Genomic DNA, 17,287 nt, shown 5'->3' with positions numbered 1-17,287 from the left:
GCGGCGGCCGCGGCGGCGGCGCCCGTTCCGGCCCCGTCTCGGCCCCGAAGGGCGGCCGCAGCCGGATGTGGGCATCCTCGGCGCGGCGCACGGAGGGGACCTTATAGCGGGGCGCGGGAACGGCCGGGGGGCGGGCGCGGGGCGTCGCGTCCGGCCAGGGCTGGGTCCGCTCGCGCGGCGGGCGCGTCGACACCACCAGGCGCGAAACAATTTCCCGCGGCGGCTGCACCCCTTTCGGCGCGCCGCCGACCAGGCTGGCGCGCGAAGGCTTGACTGGCAATTCGCCGCGCACCGGCACGAAGTCGGTGTGGCGGATGGGTTCCCACCGTCGTCCACACCCGTTCGCGTCCGAACCTGGCGGCCGGCGCCGTAAGGATGGCGCGCGGCAGGCGGGCATTGTGATAGCGGATATCGCCCACCTTGATGACCGTGGTTTGCATGACCATCACATTGTTGATGATGCGCGGTCCGTCCCAGCCACCCCACCAGGGGCGTCCGCGATAGCGGGACGGGCCCCACCACGGCAGCACCGGCTCGCCCCAGGAGAGTCCCACCCACCACACACCGGGCAGGCCGGCGTTAAGACGCAGCGTCACGTCGCGGTCGGGTACCATGAACGCCACCAGCGCCGGCGAATACACCGGCCGCCGCACCACCGGCCCCGGCGCCCATGCCCAGTAGCCGTCGATGTGGACCCAGCGCCCGTAGTGAAAGGGCGCCCAGCCCCACGGCGCATCGTCGATCCAGGTCCATGCGTAATAGGGGTCCCACACCCAGTAGCCGGTGCTGTAGGGCGCCCAGGTCGCGCTCATGCCATCGGGAATCCACACCGCGCCGTAGGTCGGCACCACCCGCCAGCGGCCGTAGTGGTCGAGTTCCTCCGCGCCGTAGACGCCGGGCGGCAGGTAGCGCGCGCTGATCGATTCGCCGCTGCGGTCGCTGCGTGCAGCGTTCCAGCGATCCCAGGCATCGGGCGCCGGCGCAGCGTACGTGGCCACTTTCACCGGATCGCCCGCCGTCACCACGGCGTCCTCGGAGGGGTAAATTCCCAGCGAGCGGCCGGCGGCGGTAATCACCGTGGCCTCGCCGCTGCGGCGGGTGACGAAATGGATGTCGCGGCTGTTCACCTCCACCCGGTAATAGCCGAGGGGCTCGATGACGAACACCGCGTTCGGCGTGCTCACCTCCACTGCGCCGCCCTCCGCCAGGCTGCGCATGTCGAACGACACCCGGCCGCTGGCGACCTTGAACTGGATAAGGTGTTCTTCCCACCGCAGCAGCGACAGCTGGGTATGTTCGTCGGCGCGCGCGAAGCTGCGGCTGTCGAACTGCACTTCAAAATTGGAATTCTTGTCGGTATAGAGCGCGTCGTCCTCCGCCAGCGCCATATTGGGCCGGGCGCGCACCCACTCGTCCGCGCCCGGCCGCCAGTACGACACCTCGCCGTCGATGAAGCTTAGCCGCAGCGGGGTGGGCGCCCAGGCCTCGTCGCCATCCGCGGCCGGCACAGCGCCCGCAGGGTCAGCAGGAACGGAGGAAGGGCCAGATGCGTTGCAGATCGTTCATGGGCCTCCCCATACCCGGCCAAAAAGCCTACACAGTTTGCGACGGGTGTCCCGGCCCGTACTTGCCTCTATGTATAGCCACTCCTGCAACCGGAGGATCAGGTTTATTCGCCCGCGTGCGCCTTGGCCGGGCGCCCGCGGGCCATTACGGCTTCAGCGCCTCCAGCCCGCTGCGGATATGCAGATCGCGCTGGGGATAGGGGATGACGATGCCGGCGGCCTTGAAGGCGCGCCAGATCGCCAGGTTGATATCCGAGCGCACGCTTCCCAGGCCGGCCTCGGGGTCCTGAAGCCACACCCGCAGTTCCAGTTCGATGCCGTTGTCGCCGAAGGCCATCAGGCGGGTGGTGGGCGCCGGGTCGGCGAGCACCCTGGGGTTGGCCCTCGCCGCCGCCGCCAGCAGGGCCAGCGCCTGTTCCGGGTCGTTGTCGTAGCTGATGGAAACCGGAATCTTCAGGCGCACGTTGCGGTCGCTGTAGCTCCAGTTGATCACCTCGTTGGTGATCAACATCTCGTTGGGAATCAGCCGCTCCACCCCGTCGCGGTCCTTCACCACCACATAGCGGGCGTGCAGCTCCTGCACCCAGCCGAGTTTGTCGCCGATGGTGATGACGTCGCCGGGGCGGATCGAGCGGTCGAACAGCACGATGAAACCGCTGATGAAATTGCTGGCGATGCGCTGCAGGCCGAAGCCCAGGCCCACGCCCAGCGCGCCGCCGAACACCGCCAGCGCGGTGAGGTCGATCCCCACCGCATCCAGCGCCAGCAGAAAAACCAGCACCAACAGGATGAACTTGCTGAGCTTGACCAGCGCCACCCGCATGCCGACGTTGGCAAACTCGGTGCGGTTGATGCGGTTCTCGATGACGCGGCCCAGCCATTGCGCCAGCAGCCACAACAGGGCCACGGCCAGCAGCAGCTTGAGGGTCGCCAATACGGAAATCCGGCTGCCGCCCACCTGCATAGCCATGCCGTCCAGGCCTTCCAGCACGGCCGGCAGCCAGCCCAGCAGATGCAACGCAACGACGATCCAGACCGAGGTGGCGATCAGGTTTTCCCAGGCCTTGACCAGCGGCCCCGGGCGGAAAGCCTTGCGCAGGAAATAGATGAAGATACGGATCGTGGCCAGCGAAGTCAGCAGAGGCACCGCCAGATTGAGCAGATTCACCGGATTCCCCTGATGCTGCAGCAGCGCCCGTCCCGCCAGTACCCCCAGCAGCATGCTGATGGGGAACAGGATGCGCTGCAAGGTCTTCAGCGCCAGATGGCGGACCGTGTATTCCGCGCCGTCCTGCGTGCGCGCCGCCAGGCTTTGGCTCAACGTGCGATGCACCAGCAGCGCACCCGCCGCCGCCAGCACCAGCACCCCGACCTCCCACCAGACCCCGGGATTCCGGATGACGGCAAGCCCGTTATCTAACAGGGTCTGGAGTTCAACAGGCAGGGCAATCGACATGACGGATTCCGCATTGGGGATATTTCACGAACATACCCGACACCGGCCGGGAACGACATACCCACCCGCCAAAACGCCATCCCGGCTTGGCTTCTCGCCCATCGCCGGGATGCGTAGCCCCTACAATCAGCAAGGAATGCCGCGTTCGACCCGTGCACGAAAGTGCCGCCCGGCTGGAAGACCCACTGCATGGTGGATCGTTATGCGAAGTTTGCTACGGAACACCTGGCAGAGGCTGCATCAGGATTGAGTCTGTACCGAAGGAAAACGTATGGCGTTGTCACGTTTCTGTCACGGTGCCACCAAATAAAAACGGCCCACATCGCTGTGAGCCGTCTAGAATGCTGGTGGCCAGTCTCGGAATCGAACCAAGGACACGCGGATTTTCAATCCGCTGCTCTACCAACTGAGCTAACTGGCCACAAAGAGGCGGCAATTTAACCGGTTTGCCCCCATTCCGTCAAGGAAAAGCCGTGATGCCCTCGGCTCAGCATGCCAACCCATTCAGGCCGCACAGGTGGCGTTTGACGAGCGCCAGTGCGACCCACAGCCAGAACAGCAGGAAGAAGGTGAGAAACGGCACATGGGCGTCGAGAATGAAACGCGGGGCGATGAAACGCACGGCGCGCACTGCGGGGCTGGCGACGATGCGCAGCGTGCGGTAGAAAATATTGTCTTCGCGGTATTTGCCGGCCAGCAGCGCCAGCACCCCCTGCCCGAACAGGGCGAAGCCGGCAACCTCGACCAGGGTGCGCAGAATTAAAACCAGCAGGATGTCGAGGGACATGGCGAATATTCCTGAAACGAATCGATGATTTTAACGCAGCTTGTCAGGCCGCCGCTTGCCCGTGACAATGGGCGCTGATACCTCTCTGCTTGGATCTCACGATGAATTATGACCGTGTGCGGCATGGCCTGCGGGGCATGTTTTTCAACATGCTGGGGCAGTCGGAGCGCGCACTGGCCGCGTATCGCGACAGCCATCGCGCCGACCCCGCCCATGTCGGCACACTGCGCACGATGGCCTGGCTGGAAGCGCGACAGGAACGCTGGGCCGCGGCGGAAGCCTGGTTTGAATGCGCGATCGGAATCGAGCCGGACGACGCCCCCACCTGGTTCAACCTCGGCTACGTGCGCGACCGCGGCGGCATGGACGAGGCGGCGATAGCGGCGATGCGGCGGGCGACCGAATTGAATCCGAACAACGACCGTGCCTGGTACGGGTTGGGGATGCTGTATGCGCGACACGGCCGGCACGCTGACGCGGCCGCAGCGCTGACCGAGGCGGGCCGGCTGCAGCCGATGAACGGGCTGGCCTGGTATGCGCTGGGGATGGCCTGGCAGCATTGCAACGAGCCGGAACGGGTGGCGGCGGTGATCGAGCACACGCTGTCGCACGATCCGCAGACGGCGCAGCGGCTGATCCGCGACACCGGCCGCAGCGACTTTATGCATCGGCTGGGCTCAATGCAGTTGTAGGGTGCGCTTCGCGCACGCGGCATTCCGACAAACGGTGCGCAAAGCGCACCCTACAGGAAGCGACCTTGACCGATCATGCCCGGGTGAATGATCCGGGTTGAAGAACTCGGACGTAAAAAAGCCAGCCTCTGTGGCTGGCTTTTTTATTGCGCGCACGGGGCGCGCGGTGAAGCCGCGATCAGGCCGCCTGCGTCTTGATATCGTTCACCAGACTCGGATAGCGCACGTGGTCGACCATTTGCTGGATTTCCAGGCTGGGCGCACGCGAGAGCAACGAGCCGATGATGACGCCGATAAAGCCGATCGGCATGCCGAACACACCGGCGGCGATGGGCTTGATGGCGAACCATTCGTTGGCGGAAACGCCGCCGAAGAACGGGTAGGTGATGACCATGTAGTACATGCACACGCCCAGGCCCGCCAGCATGCCGACGACCGCACCGAGGTAGTTGGCGCGCTTCCAGAACACGCCGAGCACCAGCGCCGGGAAAAATGCCGAGGCCGCCAGCGAGAACGCGGCGCCGACCAGGAACAGGATGTCCCCCGGTTTCAGCGAGGCGGTGTATGCAGCGAAGATGGCGACCACCAGCAGCAGACTCCTGGAGATGGTCAGGCGACGGATGGTCGAGGCCTTCGGGTCGATCATCTTGTAGTAGACGTCGTGCGACAGCGCGTTGGCGATGGTCAGCAGCAGGCCATCGGCAGTCGACAGCGCGGCAGCCAGGCCACCCGCCGCCACCATTCCTGAGATCACGTAGGGCAGGCCTGCGATCTCCGGCGTGGCCAGCACGATGAGGTCACCGCCGATGGTGATCTCGGCGAGTTGCACGATGCCGTCCAGGTTGATATCGACAATCTTCATCAGAGTCGCATCCACCGCCTGCCAGTTCGCCACCCAGGCGGGCAGCGACGCGAACGACGAGCCGACCACGTCGTTGTAGACCGTGAACTTGACCAGCACCGCCAGCGCAGGCGCGGTGAAGTACAGCAGAAAGATGAACAGCAGCGACCAGAACACCGACTTGCGCGCTTCACGCACCGACGGCGTGGTGTAGTAGCGCATCAGGATGTGCGGCAGCGAGGCGGTGCCGACCATCAGGCACAGCACCAGCGCGATGAAGTTGCGGCGCTTGATGTTGGAAGCCTCCTGGTCTTCGGCTTGCGCGGCGGCGATTTCCGCTGCGGTCGCGTCGGGATTGTCGTTCAGCAGCTTCTTCTCCGCGCCCTTGCCGGAAAAAGCCTGGGCGTGCGCCGAGACCGGACCGGTCTTGGCCTTGGCGCCGTCGGCCGACTTCTTCCACTGCGCCTTGAGCGCGTCGGGCGTAGCCGGAAAGTCGGCAGGGCTGTCGGTTTCGACACGCTGGGCTTCGACGAAGGCGTCGCCATTGCCCGCGGCCACGGCTTCGTCCAGCGCCGCGATCCTGGCTTCGAACGAATTCTGCTGTGCCTTGAATGCCGCACGCGCGGAAGCTTCGGCTGCGCCCTTGGCGGTGTCGGCATTGTTGAATTCGTTTTCCAGCTGCGTCACCTGCTGCAGCACCTGGCCGTAGGCGACCTGCGGAACCGGGTTGCCGGTGTGGGCCACCGACAGCCAGACCACCGGGATCATGTAGGCGATGATCAGGATAATGTACTGCGCCACCTGGGTCCAGGTCACCGCGCGCATGCCGCCGAGGAAGGAGCACACCAGAATGCCGGCGAGACCGACGAACACGCCGATATGGAATTCCAGGCCGGTGAGGCGCGCGGTGATGATGCCCACACCGTAGATCTGTGCCACCACGTAAGTGAAGGAGCAGATGATGGCGGCGATCACGCCGATGGTGCGCGGCAGGTTGCCGCCGTAGCGGGTGCCGAGAAAGTCGGGGATGGTGAACTGGCCGAACTTGCGCAGGTAGGGCGCGAGAAACAGCGCCACCAGCACGTAGCCGCCGGTCCAGCCCATCACGAAGGCGAGGCCGTCAAAGCCGGCCAGATAGAGGGTGCCTGCCATGCCGATGAAGGACGCGGCCGACATCCAGTCGGCGCCGGTCGCCATGCCGTTGAACAGGGCGGGCACGCGTCGGCCGGCGACGTAGTACTCCGACACGTCGGCGGTTCTCGACATGATGCCGATGCCGGCATACAGCGAGATGGTGGCGGCAAGGAAGATATAGCCGATCCATCGGGGAGGAAGGCCCATCTGCTCCAGGATCGCAAGCACGATGACGAAGGCGATGAAGCCACCGGTGTAGAAGGTGTAGTACTTCTTGAGCTGCTGGAAGAACTGGCTCTGGGTCGTTGTGCTCATTATTCTTCTCCCTCTTGTACGCCGTATTCATTGTCCAGCTGGTTCATGCGGCGAGCGTAGAACCAAATGATCAGGACGTAGATGATCAGCGAACCCTGGGCGCCCATGTAGAAGGCGAAGGGAAAACCCATGATGACGATGTCATTGAGCTGGGGGGCGAAAAAAATGACGACAAAAGTCGCCACGAACCATATCGCAAGCAGGACCGCGGTGAGCCGCAGATTCTTGCGCCAGTACTCCTGATGTCTTTCCGACAATTCCATGGCAGTTCCTCCGTGAACATGAGTGGGGGACGCGCTTTATTGATATTGCGCGTGCGCGAAGTGTAAGGACTTGTTATTCCGCCGACAAACGGATTAGTAGGGGCTAATTTACTGCTAGCCAGCGCCGGGCGTGCAACAGGCCGCGCAGTTGATGCGCGGTGGCGATGTTGTCGCGCTGCGCCGCCTGCAGCAGGATCAGCCACAACTCGGCGGTGGCGTAGGCATCGGCCAGCGCGCCATGACGCGCGTACACGGCAATGCCGAAGTGCGCCAGCCAGTCGTCGAGGTGGCGGCAGTGCGGCGCCGCGTCGGGAAACAGCAGCGGTGCCACCACCGCCGCATCGAACCACGGGGCGTCGATCGCCAGGCCCAGTTGCGCGCGCACGGCGCGCTGCAGCACCGCCTGGTCGAATGCCGCGTGAAAGGCGACCCGGGGCGCCCCGCGGGAAAATTCCAGCCAGTCGAGCAGGGCCTCGTGCGGCGCCTGGCCGGCGCGCTGTTCGCTGCCGCCGATGCCATGGATCAGGATGTTGGCGGCAGCGGTCGACTGCGCCTGCGTCAGCCCGACTTCCAGGCTGGCATCGAGCGCAATGCGGCCGTGTTCGATCGCCACTGCACCGATCGCCAGCAGCGGATCGCGCGCCGCATCCAGCCCGCCGGTTTCCACGTCGACCACGCACCAGCGCATGTCGGCGAGCGGCCGTTTGAGATCGACCTCCTGGCGGGCCAGCGCCGCGCGCCGCGCGCTGCCGGCGGCATCCAGCGGCGGCAGCGCCGGTCGGGCAAACGGCCAGATCACAGCTGGTAATCCAGCGCCAGGCGCGCCTGCACCTTGCGCGCCTGGCGCAGGGCTTCCTTCAGGATGCGGCGGTCGAGCGGATTCAGCGTATCGGGGTCGAGATGGTTGTCGGGGGCAATCCCCGTGCGCTGCTGCTCATGCTGGTGGCGCAGCCGCAGCAGCTGCAGGAAGTGGAACGCGCGGTTCCAGTCGGCCAGCTCGACATCGGGAATGCGCAGCGCGGGCGCGGCAGCGCGCAGGCGCTTGGCGGTGTTGGTCTGCGGGCTGCCGGACGCCAGCGCAAAAATGCGCGCGGCGTCGACAAACGGCGTCGCCCCGTTGAGCTTGAGGTCGATGGTGTGCGGGTGGGCGTTGTCGTCCGACAGCACGAAGTCGCGCACCAGTCCCAGCGGCGGGCGGTTGCGCAGGGCGTTGCCCGCCATCTGGTGCAGGAAGCGCGGGTTTTTTTGTGCGGCGCGGTTGAGCCAGGCGCGCAGGTCGAGCGCCAGCGAAGCATCGCCGGCCAGCGGACGAAAATCGAAAAAGATGCTGGCGTTGAGCAGCGCATCGGGGCTGCCGTGATCGATCCATTGCGTGAACTGCTGCTGCCAGCCGCTTGCCGACAGGCACCACTTCGGGTTGCTCGCCATGATGCCGCCGCGACACAGCGGAAACCCGCAGGCGTCGAGCCGGTGGTTCACCCGTAGCGCAAACGCCAGCAGCGCATCGCGCTGGGCCTCGTCCGCCTCGGCGAAGATCAGCGCGTTGTCCTGGTCGGTGGCGAGCGTCTGTTCCATGCGCCCTTCCGACCCCAGGGCCAGCCAGCACCAGCGCAGCCCGGCGAGCGCGGCATCGGCCTCGCTTTCCAGCGCGATGAGGCGCTCGGTGAGGCGGTCGTTGAGGCTGGAAATGATCGCGGTGAGGTTTTCCGCATCCATTCCCTGCGCCAGCAGGCTGTGCGCCAGGTCGCCGATGTCGCGTGCCAGCGCGGGCAGGCGGGCCGCGTCTTCGCTGCGCGCGATGGCCGAGGTGATGCCTTCCACCGACAGGCGGCGCAGAGCGAATATATCCTTTTCCGACACCACGCCGACCAGCTTCCCCTCCCTGACCAGCGGGATGTGGTGGATGCCCTGGCGCGCCATCAGCACCAGCGCATCCGCCACCGGCGCATCGACCGAGAGGGTCGCCGGATCCGGCGTCATCACGGCCGAAATCGGGGTGGCCAGCGGCACCCCGGCCAGGGTCACGCGCGCCAGCACATCCTTCAGTGTGAGAATGCCGAGCGGCTGCCCGGCTGCGTCGGCCACCACCACCGAGCCCACTCGCGCGGCCTCCATCGCCGCCAGCGCGTCGGCCAGCGGCGTCGCGGGCAGGGCCGATAGCGGCGTGCGCCGGACGAGACTTTCGAGCGCACGCGAAAAGCGGCTTTCGTCGTCGAGCGCCAGCGCGTATTCCGACTGCACCGCGCGCTGCGACTCCTCCAGCAGACTGGCGATGCGGCGCGTACAGAAATCATGAAATTCAGGGCTTTTCGCCAGCAGCGCATGAAAATCGGCAGCCGGCAGCAGGTAGCAAAAGGTATCGGTTGCCGCGCTATAACGGTTGGCGGCGCCGCGCCCGGCGAGCAGCGCGCCCAGCGGAAACATCTCGCCCGTCGCCAGCTGCAGCACCGTATGCCCCTCGGCGGTGGCGCCTGCCACGGTGCCCAGCTTGACGATGAACAGCGCATCGGGTGGCGTGTCGGCGGGCGGCAGCAGCACCGCGTCGCGCGCGAAATAGGCCACCGACAGGCGCTGCACCAGCCATAACAGCGCGTCTTCCGCCATTGCCGAAAACGGCGCCTGCCGCCGCAATGCGTCTATGGTTGCGCGGTGCAGACTGTTGGCGAGCGGAATAATATGGGTCATGGGCAGCTGGCGTAGCGGTTTTTTCTGCAATTTACAGCGCATCCGCCATCGTATGCAAAAATTGCCGAACTCGAACGCTTCAGCCTGCACCCCCGAAACCAAAGCCTCATTGCCGGGTCAATGAGCATTGAAACCCGACCGCACATCCGCTCATGACCCAGACCAAGAAATCCAACCCGCTGCTCGAACTCCTGATCAATATCGTTATTCCTTCGGTCATCCTGATGAAGTTCAGCGGCGAGCAGGACTTCGGCGCCGTCGGCGGGCTGTTGGTGGCGCTGGCGTTTCCACTCGGATGGGGCACGTTCGAGCTGCTCGGGCGCAGCAAAGTCAGCTTCCTGTCCGTGCTGGGCCTGGTCAGCATCCTGCTCACCGGCGGCATCGGCCTGCTGCAGCTCGACACCCAGTGGCTGGCGGTGAAGGAAGCCGCGATTCCCGCGCTGATCGGTGTGGCCGTGCTGGTTTCCACCCGCACTCGCTACCCGCTGGTAAAAACCCTGCTCTACAATCCGACGCTGATCGATGTGGCGCGGGTGCAGCAGCATCTTGACGCACGCGGCACGGCGCGGGATTTCGAGGCACGGCTGCAGAACGCCACCTACATGCTCGGTAGCACCTTCTTCTTCTCCGCGGCGATGAATTTTTTTCTGGCCACCTGGATCGTCACCAGTCCGGCCGGCAGCGAGGCATTCAATACCGAGCTCGGGCGCCTGACCCTGTTGAGCTATCCGATGATCGCCCTGCCTTCGATGCTGATGATGCTGGGCGCGCTCTACTACCTTGCGCGGGCGACGCGCGAACTGGCCGGGCTCACGCTGACGGAAGCGTTGAATGGTGGCGACACCCACCCGCAATAATTAATTTCGGGCAGTGCCGCCATGTTTTTGATCGCGCTTACGCGTGCCGCAAGCCGGTGCTCGGGTTCGCGTCCGAAAAATCCACACCCCTCACTGCCAGCCGCCGCCCAGCACCTTGTACAGCGTCACCCGATTGGCGGTATCGGCCAGGCGCACGGCGATCAGGTCAAGCTCGGCGGCATACAGCGTGCGCTGGGCGTCGAGCAGGCCCAGGTAGCTGTCCACCCCGCCCTTGTAGCGGGCTTCCGACAGGCGGAATCCCGCTGCGGTGGCCTCGACCAGCCGCCGGCGCGCATCGAGTTGTTCGGCGAGCGTGGCGCGTTCGGCGAGCGCATCGGCCACTTCGCGGAACGCACTCTGGATCGCCTTCTCGTATTGCGCGATGTGGATGTCGCGCTGCACCTCGGCCACCTCAAGACTCGCCTGCAGGCGACCCGCCTCGAAGATCGGGATGCGGATCTGCGGAATGAAGCTCCAGGTCCCGGAGCCGCCGTCGAACAAGCTGCCCAGCGTGCTGCTCGCGCTGCCGGCGGCGGCTGTCAGGCTGATACTGGGGAAGAAGGCTGCGCGTGCGGCACCGATGCTGGCGTTGGCGCCACGCAGGGTGCGTTCGGCCTGCAGGATGTCGGGGCGGCGAACGAGCACCTCGGACGGCATGCCGGCCGGCAATTCGGCCAGCGTACTGATGCTGTCGGTGAGCGTGGCCGGCAGCAGTTCTGCGGGCACCGGAGCGCCGGCGATGAGTGCGAGCGCGTTCTCGTCCTGCGCAACGAAGCTGCGATAGCGGGCGGCATCGGCGCGCGCACTGTGCAGCAGAGTTTCCGCCTGGTGCAGGTCGAGTGCCGAGACCGCACCGGCTTCGAAGCTGCGGCGGGTCAGGTCGTGGGACTTCTGCCGCGTTTCGTAAGTGCTGCGTGCCAGCGCCAGGCGCTCGCGATCGGCGGCGAGTATCAGCCAGGTGTTGGCGACTTCGGCTACCAGGCTGATCTGCGCGCTGCGCCGTGCCTCCTCGGTACCGAGATAGGTTTCCAGCGCCTGGGCGTTGAGGCTGCGGATGCGGCCGAAGAAATCCAGCTCATAGGTGGAGAAGCCGATGGTGGCGCTATAGCTGCGGTTGACCTCGGCCTCGCCGCTGCTGGTCAGATCCCCCGGCAGGCGCGCCGCGTTCTGGCTGCTGGTCGCGCCAACCGCAGGAAACAGGTCGGCACGCTGGATGCGGTACTGCGCCCGCGCTTTCTCGATGTTGAGCGCGGCGACGTGCAGGTCGCGGTTGTTGGCGAGCGCCAGCGCGATCACCTCGCGCAGTCGATTGTCGGCGAAGTAGTCGCGCCAGGCGATGGCATCGGCCGCTGGCGCCGCAGCAACCGGGGCCGCATTCGGGAAACTGGCTGCTACCGGCGCCGCCGGACGCTGATACTGCGGGATCATCGTGCAACCGCTCGCCAGTGTGGCGGCCAGTGCAAGGGTCAGGGTGCGTAACGGGGTCATTACTTGAGCTCCTGCGGGACCACAGGCGCTGCGGGTTCCGCCTGCTGTTTGTCCTTGAAAATGCGCTTGACCATCACGTAGAACAGCGGAATGAAAAAGATGCCGATCACGGTGCCGGCGATGGTGCCGCCGAGTACGCCGATGCCTACGGCGTTCTGGGCGCCGGAACCGGCGCCGGTGGCGATGGCCAGCGGCAGCACGCCGAAGCCGAAGGCCAGCGAGGTCATCAGGATGGGGCGCAAACGCATGCGAACCGCGGTCAGCGTGGCGGCGATCAGCTCCTTGCCCTCCTGCTCCATCTGCGCCTTGGCGAATTCGACGATGAGGATCGCGTTCTTCGACGACAGGCCGATGGTGGCGAGCAAGACGACCTGGAAATAAACGTCGTTCGACAGCCCCCGCCCGCTGGCGGCAAGCACCGCACCGAACACGCCAAGCGGCACCACCAGCATCACCGCGAACGGCACCGACCAGCTCTCGTACAGTGCGGCGAGGCACAGGAACACCACCAGCAGCGACAGCGCATAGAGCGCCGGTGCCTGAGCCCCGGAGCGACGCTCCTCGAAGGAAGATCCGGTCCATTCATAGCTGATTCCGGTCGGCAGCTTGGCGATGATTTCCTCAACCGCGGCCATGGCGTCGCCCGACGACAGGCCCGGCGCCGCCTGACCGAGCAGTTCGACCGAAGGCTGGCCGTTGTGGCGTTCCAGGCGCGGCGAGCCGTACACCCAGTGCGCGGTGGTGAACGCCGACAGCGGCACCATCTCGCCCTGTTTGTTGCGCACGTACCACTTGGCCAGATCGTCCGGCTTCATGCGTGCGTCGGCGTCGGCCTGCAGATACACCTTCTTGATGCGCCCGCGGTCGATGAAGTCATTGACATAGGTGCCGCCCCAGGCGGTGGCCAGCGTCTCGTTGATGTCCTCCACCGAAACACCGAGCGCACCGGCCTTAGCGTGGTCGATGTCGAGCTGGTATTCGGGGATGTCCTCCTGCCCGTTGGGTCGCACACCGACCAGACGCTTGTCCTGCGCGGCCATGCCGAGGAACTGGTTGCGCGCGGCAATCAGGGCGTCGTGGCCGAGGCCTGCGCGGTCCTGCAACTGCACGTTGAAGCCGCTGGAGGTGCCGAGTTCGAGCACGGCCGGCGGCACGAAGGCGAACACCATCGCCTCCTTGATCTGCGAGAACGCGCCCATGGCCCGTCCGGCGATCGACTTCACGTCCTGCCCTGGCGCCTGGCGCTGGTCCCAGGGCTCGAGATTGACGAATCCGATACCCATGTTCTGGCCCTGGCCGGCGAAGCTGAAGCCGGCGGCGGCGAAGATCGAGCGCACGTTACCCTTCTCGTTCTCAAGATACTGGTGCTCGACCTTCTTCAGCACCTCGATGGTGCGTTCCTGGGTCGCGCCGGCCGGCAGGATGACCTGAGTGAACATCACGCCCTGGTCTTCCTCCGGCAGGAAGGACGTCGGCATGCGCAGGAACAGCAGCACCAAAACGCCGATGATGACGAGGTAGATCACCAGGAAGCGCAGGCTGCGCGCGAGGATCTTGCTTACCGCCGACTCGTAGCGCTGGCTGTTGCGGGCGAACATGCGGTTGAACCAGCCGAAGAACCCGCTGAACCAGCCGCCCTCGCTGTGGCTGTGCCCCTTGGAGACGGGCTTTAGCATCGTCGCGCACAGCGCCGGGGTGAAGATGATCGCCACCAGCACCGACAGCACCATTGCCGAGACGATGGTGATCGAGAACTGGCGGTAGATCACCCCGGTCGAGCCACCGAAGAAAGCCATCGGCACGAACACGGCGGACAGCACCAGGCCGATACCGATCAGCGCCCCGGTGATCTGGCTCATCGACTTCCGGGTCGCCTCCTTGGGCGAGAGACCCTCCTCGGTCATGATGCGCTCGACGTTCTCCACCACGACGATGGCGTCGTCGACCAGCAGACCGATCGCGAGCACCAGGCCGAACATGGTGAGCGTGTTGATCGAGAAGCCAAAGGCGGCCATCATGCCGAAGGTGCCGAGCAGAACGACCGGCACGGCGATGGTCGGGATCAGCGTCGCACGGAAATTCTGCAGGAAGAGGTACATCACCAGGAACACCAGGATGATTGCCTCGACCAGGGTCTGCACCACGTTCATGATCGAGATCCTGACAAAGGGCGTGGTGTCGTACGGCACGACGGTCTCGACTCCGGGCGGGAAGAAGCCCTTCATCTGCTCGATCCTGGCCTCCACGGCTTTCGCGGTGTCGAGCGCATTGGCGCCTGCGGCGAGCTTGATGCCCATGCCCGAGGCGGGCTGGCCGTTGAAGCGGCCGACGATGCCGTAGTTCTCGGCGCCAATCTCGACGCGGGCGACGTCCTTCAGGCGCACTTCGCCGCCCTGCGCCGAGCTCCGTAGCAGGATCCGCTCGAACTCCTCGACGGTCTGAAGCCGGCTCTGCGCGGTGATCGTCGCGCTGAAGCCCTGCCCCGCCACCGCCGGCGTGCCGCCCAGCTGGCCGGCCGAGATCTGGTTGTTCTGCGCACGAATCGCGTCCTGCACGTCTTCAGGCGTGAGCCTGAAGTTGTTCAGCTTGGCCGGATCGAGCCAGATGCGCATGGCGTACTGGGAGCCGAACACCTGCACCTCGCCGACGCCGGTGACGCGCGACAAGGGCTCCTGCACGGTCGAGTTGAGGAAGTCGGCGAGGTCGGTCCGGCTCATGGAACCGTCCTTGGAGACGAAGCCGATGATCATGAGGAAGTTGCGCGTCGATTTCACCACCTGCACGCCCTGCTGCTGCACCGCCAGCGGCAGCAGCGGCAGCGCGAGCTGCAGCTTGTTCTGTGTCTGCACCTGCGCGATGTCGGGATCGGTGCCGGCGTCGAAGGTGAGCGTGACCGTGGCGCGGCCGTAGGAATCAGACTGCGAGCTCATGTAGAGCAGGCCGTCGAGGCCGGTCAGCTTCTGCTCGATGACCTGGGTGACCGAATCCTCTACCGTCTTCGCCGAGGCGCCGGGATAGCTGGCGTTGATGGCGACGGTGGGCGGCGCGATGGCCGGGTATTGCGATACCGGCAGCGCCAGGATGGACAGCACGCCGGCGAGCATGATGACGATGGCGATGACCCACGCGAAGATGGGTCGGTCGATGAAAAAATGGGCCATGGTGCGCTACCTCACTTCGCCGCGGCGGCGGGTGCCGCAGGAGCGGCTGCCGCAGCCCCCATCTCCTGCGCCTGTACCGGGCTGCCCGGGCGCGCCTTCTGCAGGCCTTCGATGATGACACGGTCGCCCGGGGCGAGCCCTTCGCTCACCACCCACTTGTCGCCGATCGATTGCCCGGTCTTGACGACGCGCGGCTCGACCGTGTTTTCGGCATTCACCAGCATTACCGTCGCATTGCCGCGCGGATCGCGGCTCACCGCCGCGTGCGGCAGCAGGATGACATTGTCCTGCGTGCCTTGGGCCAGGCGCGCCCGCACGTACATGCCGGGCAGCAGTTCGCCCTTGGGGTTGGGAAACACCGCGCGCAGCGTGACGCTGCCGGTGCCTTCGTCGACCGTCACTTCGGAAAAAGCCAGCTTGCCCTCGGCACCGTAGACGCTGCCGTCTTCCAGCACCAACTGGACCGGCACGGCACTGCCGGCGGCGCGTTGCAGCCTGCCGGATTCAAGATCGCGCCGCATGCGCAGCATGTCGGCGCTGGACTGGGTCAGGTCGACATAGATCGGGTCGAGCTTCTGCACGGTGGCAAGTGCGTCGGCCTGGTTGGCGGTGACCAGCGCCCCCGGCGTTACCGCCGAGCGGCTGATACGGCCCGCGATCGGCGAGGTGACGCGGGTGAAGCCAAGGTCGATCCGCGTCCTGTCGAGCGCGGCCCTGGCTGCGCCGACATCGGCCTGCGCCTGCTTCAGCGCAGCATCCGCTTCGTCATTGGCCTGCTTGCTCACCGCCTCGATTTTCACCAGCTCGGCGTAGCGCCCCGCCTTTAGCCGCGCCGCGTACAGATTCGCTTCGGCGCGCGCCAGATTGGCCTGCGCACTGTCGAAGGCCGCCTGATACGTGGCGGGGTCGATCTGGTACAGCACCTGCCCCGCTTTGACCTCGCTGCCTTCCTTGAACAGGCGCTCCTTGACGATGCCGGTCACCTGCGGACGCAGTTCGGCAATCTGATAAGGTGAAGTGCGCCCAGGCAGTTCGGATGCCACCGGAACGGATTCGGTCTGCACCGTCACCACCGTGACGGCCGGTGCGCCCGGTACGGGCGGTGTTTCCTTGCCCCCGCAGGCGACAAGCAGGAAGGCACCCGCCAGCGCAAGGCCCAGCGGGATGAAAGGCAGCTTGCGAGGAGTCTGCATGGTTGACCTTTTGAAGTGGCACGACCAGCAACCCGACGTGGGCGGGCGAGCGGCTAATGCCATGAACATGAATATATGGAACCGTTCGATAAACGGAATCGAACACCCAAACTAGAATGAACGTTCAATCTACATTATAATTTACTCAATTACAAGATTGGCCCACTGCAATATTTTACATTCGCCTGGGCACCCAGACCGGAGGTACACATGTCAGCCGCCATCAACCAAAACACGGAGGCGCCGCGTGCCGAAGCACGCCGCACGCAAATTCGCGCCGCCGCCGAGGAATGCTTCCGCCTGCACGGTTTCCACGGCACCAGCATCGCGCAAATATCGAAAGTGGCCGGCATGAGCACCGGGCACATCTACCATTACTTCGAGAACAAGGAAGCGATCATTGCCGACATCGTCGCCCAGGATCTGGAGCGCCTGCTGACGCTGACCGCCGAACTGCGCGCGGCGAGCGACGTCAAGGCAGCCATGATCGAGCGCGCGGTCGAGGGCGTGCAAGCCAACCTTGATCCCGACACGGCCGGACTGCAACTTGAAATCGTCGCCGAGGCGGCGCGCAACCCGCATATTGCCGGCATCGTTCAGGCGGCTGACCGGCAGTGCATCGGCAGCCTGATCGAAACGATCCGGACCCTGCGTCAGGCCGCCGGCCACCGTGACAGCAAGGCAACGCTCGCGGGCATGGCCGAGGCCATCGCGGCCATGTTCGAGGGCCTGCGCATTCGTGCCATCCGCAACCCGGACATTGACCGCGATGAAGTGGTGAAAATGTTCCGTCGCATGGTCAACGACCTGCTCTCACAAACCACATAGAGCAGACGCGTATGCCGCCCCG

The 17,287-nt window shown here is 65.4% G+C and carries 13 protein-coding genes and 1 tRNA gene; 3 read left to right on the top strand and 11 right to left on the bottom strand.

Annotation, left to right across the window (positions count from 1 at the left end):
- Positions 1-101: 101 nt before the first annotated feature.
- The 4 genes from ACZ41T_RS10450 to ACZ41T_RS10435 all read right to left on the bottom strand — a co-directional run bounded on the left by ACZ41T_RS10450 (position 102) and on the right by ACZ41T_RS10435 (position 3,808).
- Positions 102-1,508: a DUF6600 domain-containing protein gene (locus ACZ41T_RS10450; protein WP_464921337.1), complete on the bottom strand. Its 1,407-nt coding sequence runs from the start codon at positions 1,506-1,508 to the stop codon at positions 102-104.
- 202 nt (positions 1,509-1,710) lie between these two features.
- Complete coding sequence (locus tag ACZ41T_RS10445) at positions 1,711-3,021, bottom strand: mechanosensitive ion channel family protein (RefSeq protein ID WP_464921336.1); 1,311 nt, start codon at positions 3,019-3,021, stop codon at positions 1,711-1,713.
- A 345-nt stretch (positions 3,022-3,366) separates the two neighbouring features.
- Positions 3,367-3,442: transfer RNA gene (locus ACZ41T_RS10440), tRNA-Phe, on the bottom strand.
- Positions 3,443-3,508: 66 nt separating this feature from the next.
- Positions 3,509-3,808 carry a hypothetical protein gene (locus ACZ41T_RS10435; RefSeq protein ID WP_464921335.1) on the bottom strand — a complete coding sequence of 100 codons (300 nt, stop codon included), beginning with the start codon at positions 3,806-3,808 and terminating at the stop codon, positions 3,509-3,511.
- 101 nt (positions 3,809-3,909) lie between these two features.
- On the opposite strand from ACZ41T_RS10435, the gene ACZ41T_RS10430 reads away from it, so the two are divergent.
- Positions 3,910-4,500 (top strand): tetratricopeptide repeat protein, encoded by a 591-nt coding sequence (locus ACZ41T_RS10430; protein WP_464921334.1) that lies wholly within the window; start codon positions 3,910-3,912, stop codon positions 4,498-4,500.
- A 178-nt stretch (positions 4,501-4,678) separates the two neighbouring features.
- On the opposite strand, the gene ACZ41T_RS10425 is transcribed toward ACZ41T_RS10430, so the two are convergent.
- From ACZ41T_RS10425 to ACZ41T_RS10410, 4 genes are all read right to left on the bottom strand, one after another.
- Positions 4,679-6,790, bottom strand: coding sequence for a sodium:solute symporter family protein (locus tag ACZ41T_RS10425; RefSeq protein ID WP_464921333.1), 2,112 nt, complete (start codon positions 6,788-6,790; stop codon positions 4,679-4,681).
- Positions 6,790-7,053, bottom strand: a complete 264-nt coding sequence (locus ACZ41T_RS10420) for a DUF4212 domain-containing protein (protein ID WP_464921332.1) — start codon at positions 7,051-7,053, stop codon at positions 6,790-6,792. The genes ACZ41T_RS10425 and ACZ41T_RS10420 overlap by 1 nt, the downstream gene beginning before the upstream one ends.
- A 103-nt stretch (positions 7,054-7,156) precedes the next feature.
- The gene (locus tag ACZ41T_RS10415) at positions 7,157-7,852 is read right to left on the bottom strand and encodes a 3'-5' exonuclease (RefSeq protein WP_464921331.1); all 696 of its coding nucleotides are present in this window, start codon (positions 7,850-7,852) and stop codon (positions 7,157-7,159) included.
- Positions 7,849-9,738: a DUF294 nucleotidyltransferase-like domain-containing protein gene (locus ACZ41T_RS10410; protein ID WP_464921330.1), complete on the bottom strand. Its 1,890-nt coding sequence runs from the start codon at positions 9,736-9,738 to the stop codon at positions 7,849-7,851. Before ACZ41T_RS10410 ends, ACZ41T_RS10415 begins: the two co-directional genes overlap by 4 nt.
- A gap of 152 nt (positions 9,739-9,890) precedes the next feature.
- On the opposite strand from ACZ41T_RS10410, the gene ACZ41T_RS10405 reads away from it, so the two are divergent.
- Positions 9,891-10,595 (top strand): VC0807 family protein, encoded by a 705-nt coding sequence (locus ACZ41T_RS10405; protein ID WP_464921329.1) that lies wholly within the window; start codon positions 9,891-9,893, stop codon positions 10,593-10,595.
- A 90-nt stretch (positions 10,596-10,685) separates the two neighbouring features.
- Here the strand turns inward: ACZ41T_RS10405 and adeC are convergent, their stop codons facing one another.
- The 3 genes from adeC to ACZ41T_RS10390 are packed head-to-tail and all read right to left on the bottom strand — an operon-like array spanning position 10,686 to position 16,437.
- Positions 10,686-12,083: an AdeC/AdeK/OprM family multidrug efflux complex outer membrane factor gene (gene adeC, locus ACZ41T_RS10400; RefSeq protein WP_464921328.1), complete on the bottom strand. Its 1,398-nt coding sequence runs from the start codon at positions 12,081-12,083 to the stop codon at positions 10,686-10,688.
- Complete coding sequence (locus ACZ41T_RS10395) at positions 12,083-15,244, bottom strand: efflux RND transporter permease subunit (RefSeq protein ID WP_464921327.1); 3,162 nt, start codon at positions 15,242-15,244, stop codon at positions 12,083-12,085. Before ACZ41T_RS10395 ends, adeC begins: the two co-directional genes overlap by 1 nt.
- 11 nt (positions 15,245-15,255) lie before the next feature.
- Positions 15,256-16,437: an efflux RND transporter periplasmic adaptor subunit gene (locus ACZ41T_RS10390; RefSeq protein ID WP_464921326.1), complete on the bottom strand. Its 1,182-nt coding sequence runs from the start codon at positions 16,435-16,437 to the stop codon at positions 15,256-15,258.
- Between the two features lie 210 nt (positions 16,438-16,647).
- Between ACZ41T_RS10390 and ACZ41T_RS10385 the strand changes: the two genes are divergently transcribed.
- The gene (locus ACZ41T_RS10385) at positions 16,648-17,265 is read left to right on the top strand and encodes a TetR/AcrR family transcriptional regulator (RefSeq protein ID WP_464921325.1); all 618 of its coding nucleotides are present in this window, start codon (positions 16,648-16,650) and stop codon (positions 17,263-17,265) included.
- Positions 17,266-17,287 lie beyond the last annotated feature (22 nt).

The sequence above is a fragment of the Thiobacillus thiophilus genome, assembly GCF_055378705.1.
Note: the sequence above shows the minus strand (reverse complement) of the source record. Positions and strands in the feature narration are given on the sequence as shown.

Bases quoted from the DNA above. Each gene is read 5' to 3' on its own strand.
- ACZ41T_RS10385 (WP_464921325.1), top strand. From the start codon at position 16,648: ATGTCAGCCGCCATCAACCAAAACACGGAGGCGCCGCGTGCCGAAGCA.
- ACZ41T_RS10430 (WP_464921334.1), top strand. From the start codon at position 3,910: ATGAATTATGACCGTGTGCGGCATGGCCTGCGGGGCATGTTTTTCAAC.
- ACZ41T_RS10420 (WP_464921332.1), bottom strand. From the start codon at position 7,053: ATGGAATTGTCGGAAAGACATCAGGAGTACTGGCGCAAGAATCTGCGG.
- ACZ41T_RS10395 (WP_464921327.1), bottom strand. From the start codon at position 15,244: ATGGCCCATTTTTTCATCGACCGACCCATCTTCGCGTGGGTCATCGCC.
- ACZ41T_RS10435 (WP_464921335.1), bottom strand. From the start codon at position 3,808: ATGTCCCTCGACATCCTGCTGGTTTTAATTCTGCGCACCCTGGTCGAG.
- ACZ41T_RS10445 (WP_464921336.1), bottom strand. From the start codon at position 3,021: ATGTCGATTGCCCTGCCTGTTGAACTCCAGACCCTGTTAGATAACGGG.
- ACZ41T_RS10405 (WP_464921329.1), top strand. From the start codon at position 9,891: ATGACCCAGACCAAGAAATCCAACCCGCTGCTCGAACTCCTGATCAAT.
- ACZ41T_RS10425 (WP_464921333.1), bottom strand. From the start codon at position 6,790: ATGAGCACAACGACCCAGAGCCAGTTCTTCCAGCAGCTCAAGAAGTAC.
- adeC (WP_464921328.1), bottom strand. From the start codon at position 12,083: ATGACCCCGTTACGCACCCTGACCCTTGCACTGGCCGCCACACTGGCG.
- ACZ41T_RS10410 (WP_464921330.1), bottom strand. From the start codon at position 9,738: ATGACCCATATTATTCCGCTCGCCAACAGTCTGCACCGCGCAACCATA.
- ACZ41T_RS10390 (WP_464921326.1), bottom strand. From the start codon at position 16,437: ATGCAGACTCCTCGCAAGCTGCCTTTCATCCCGCTGGGCCTTGCGCTG.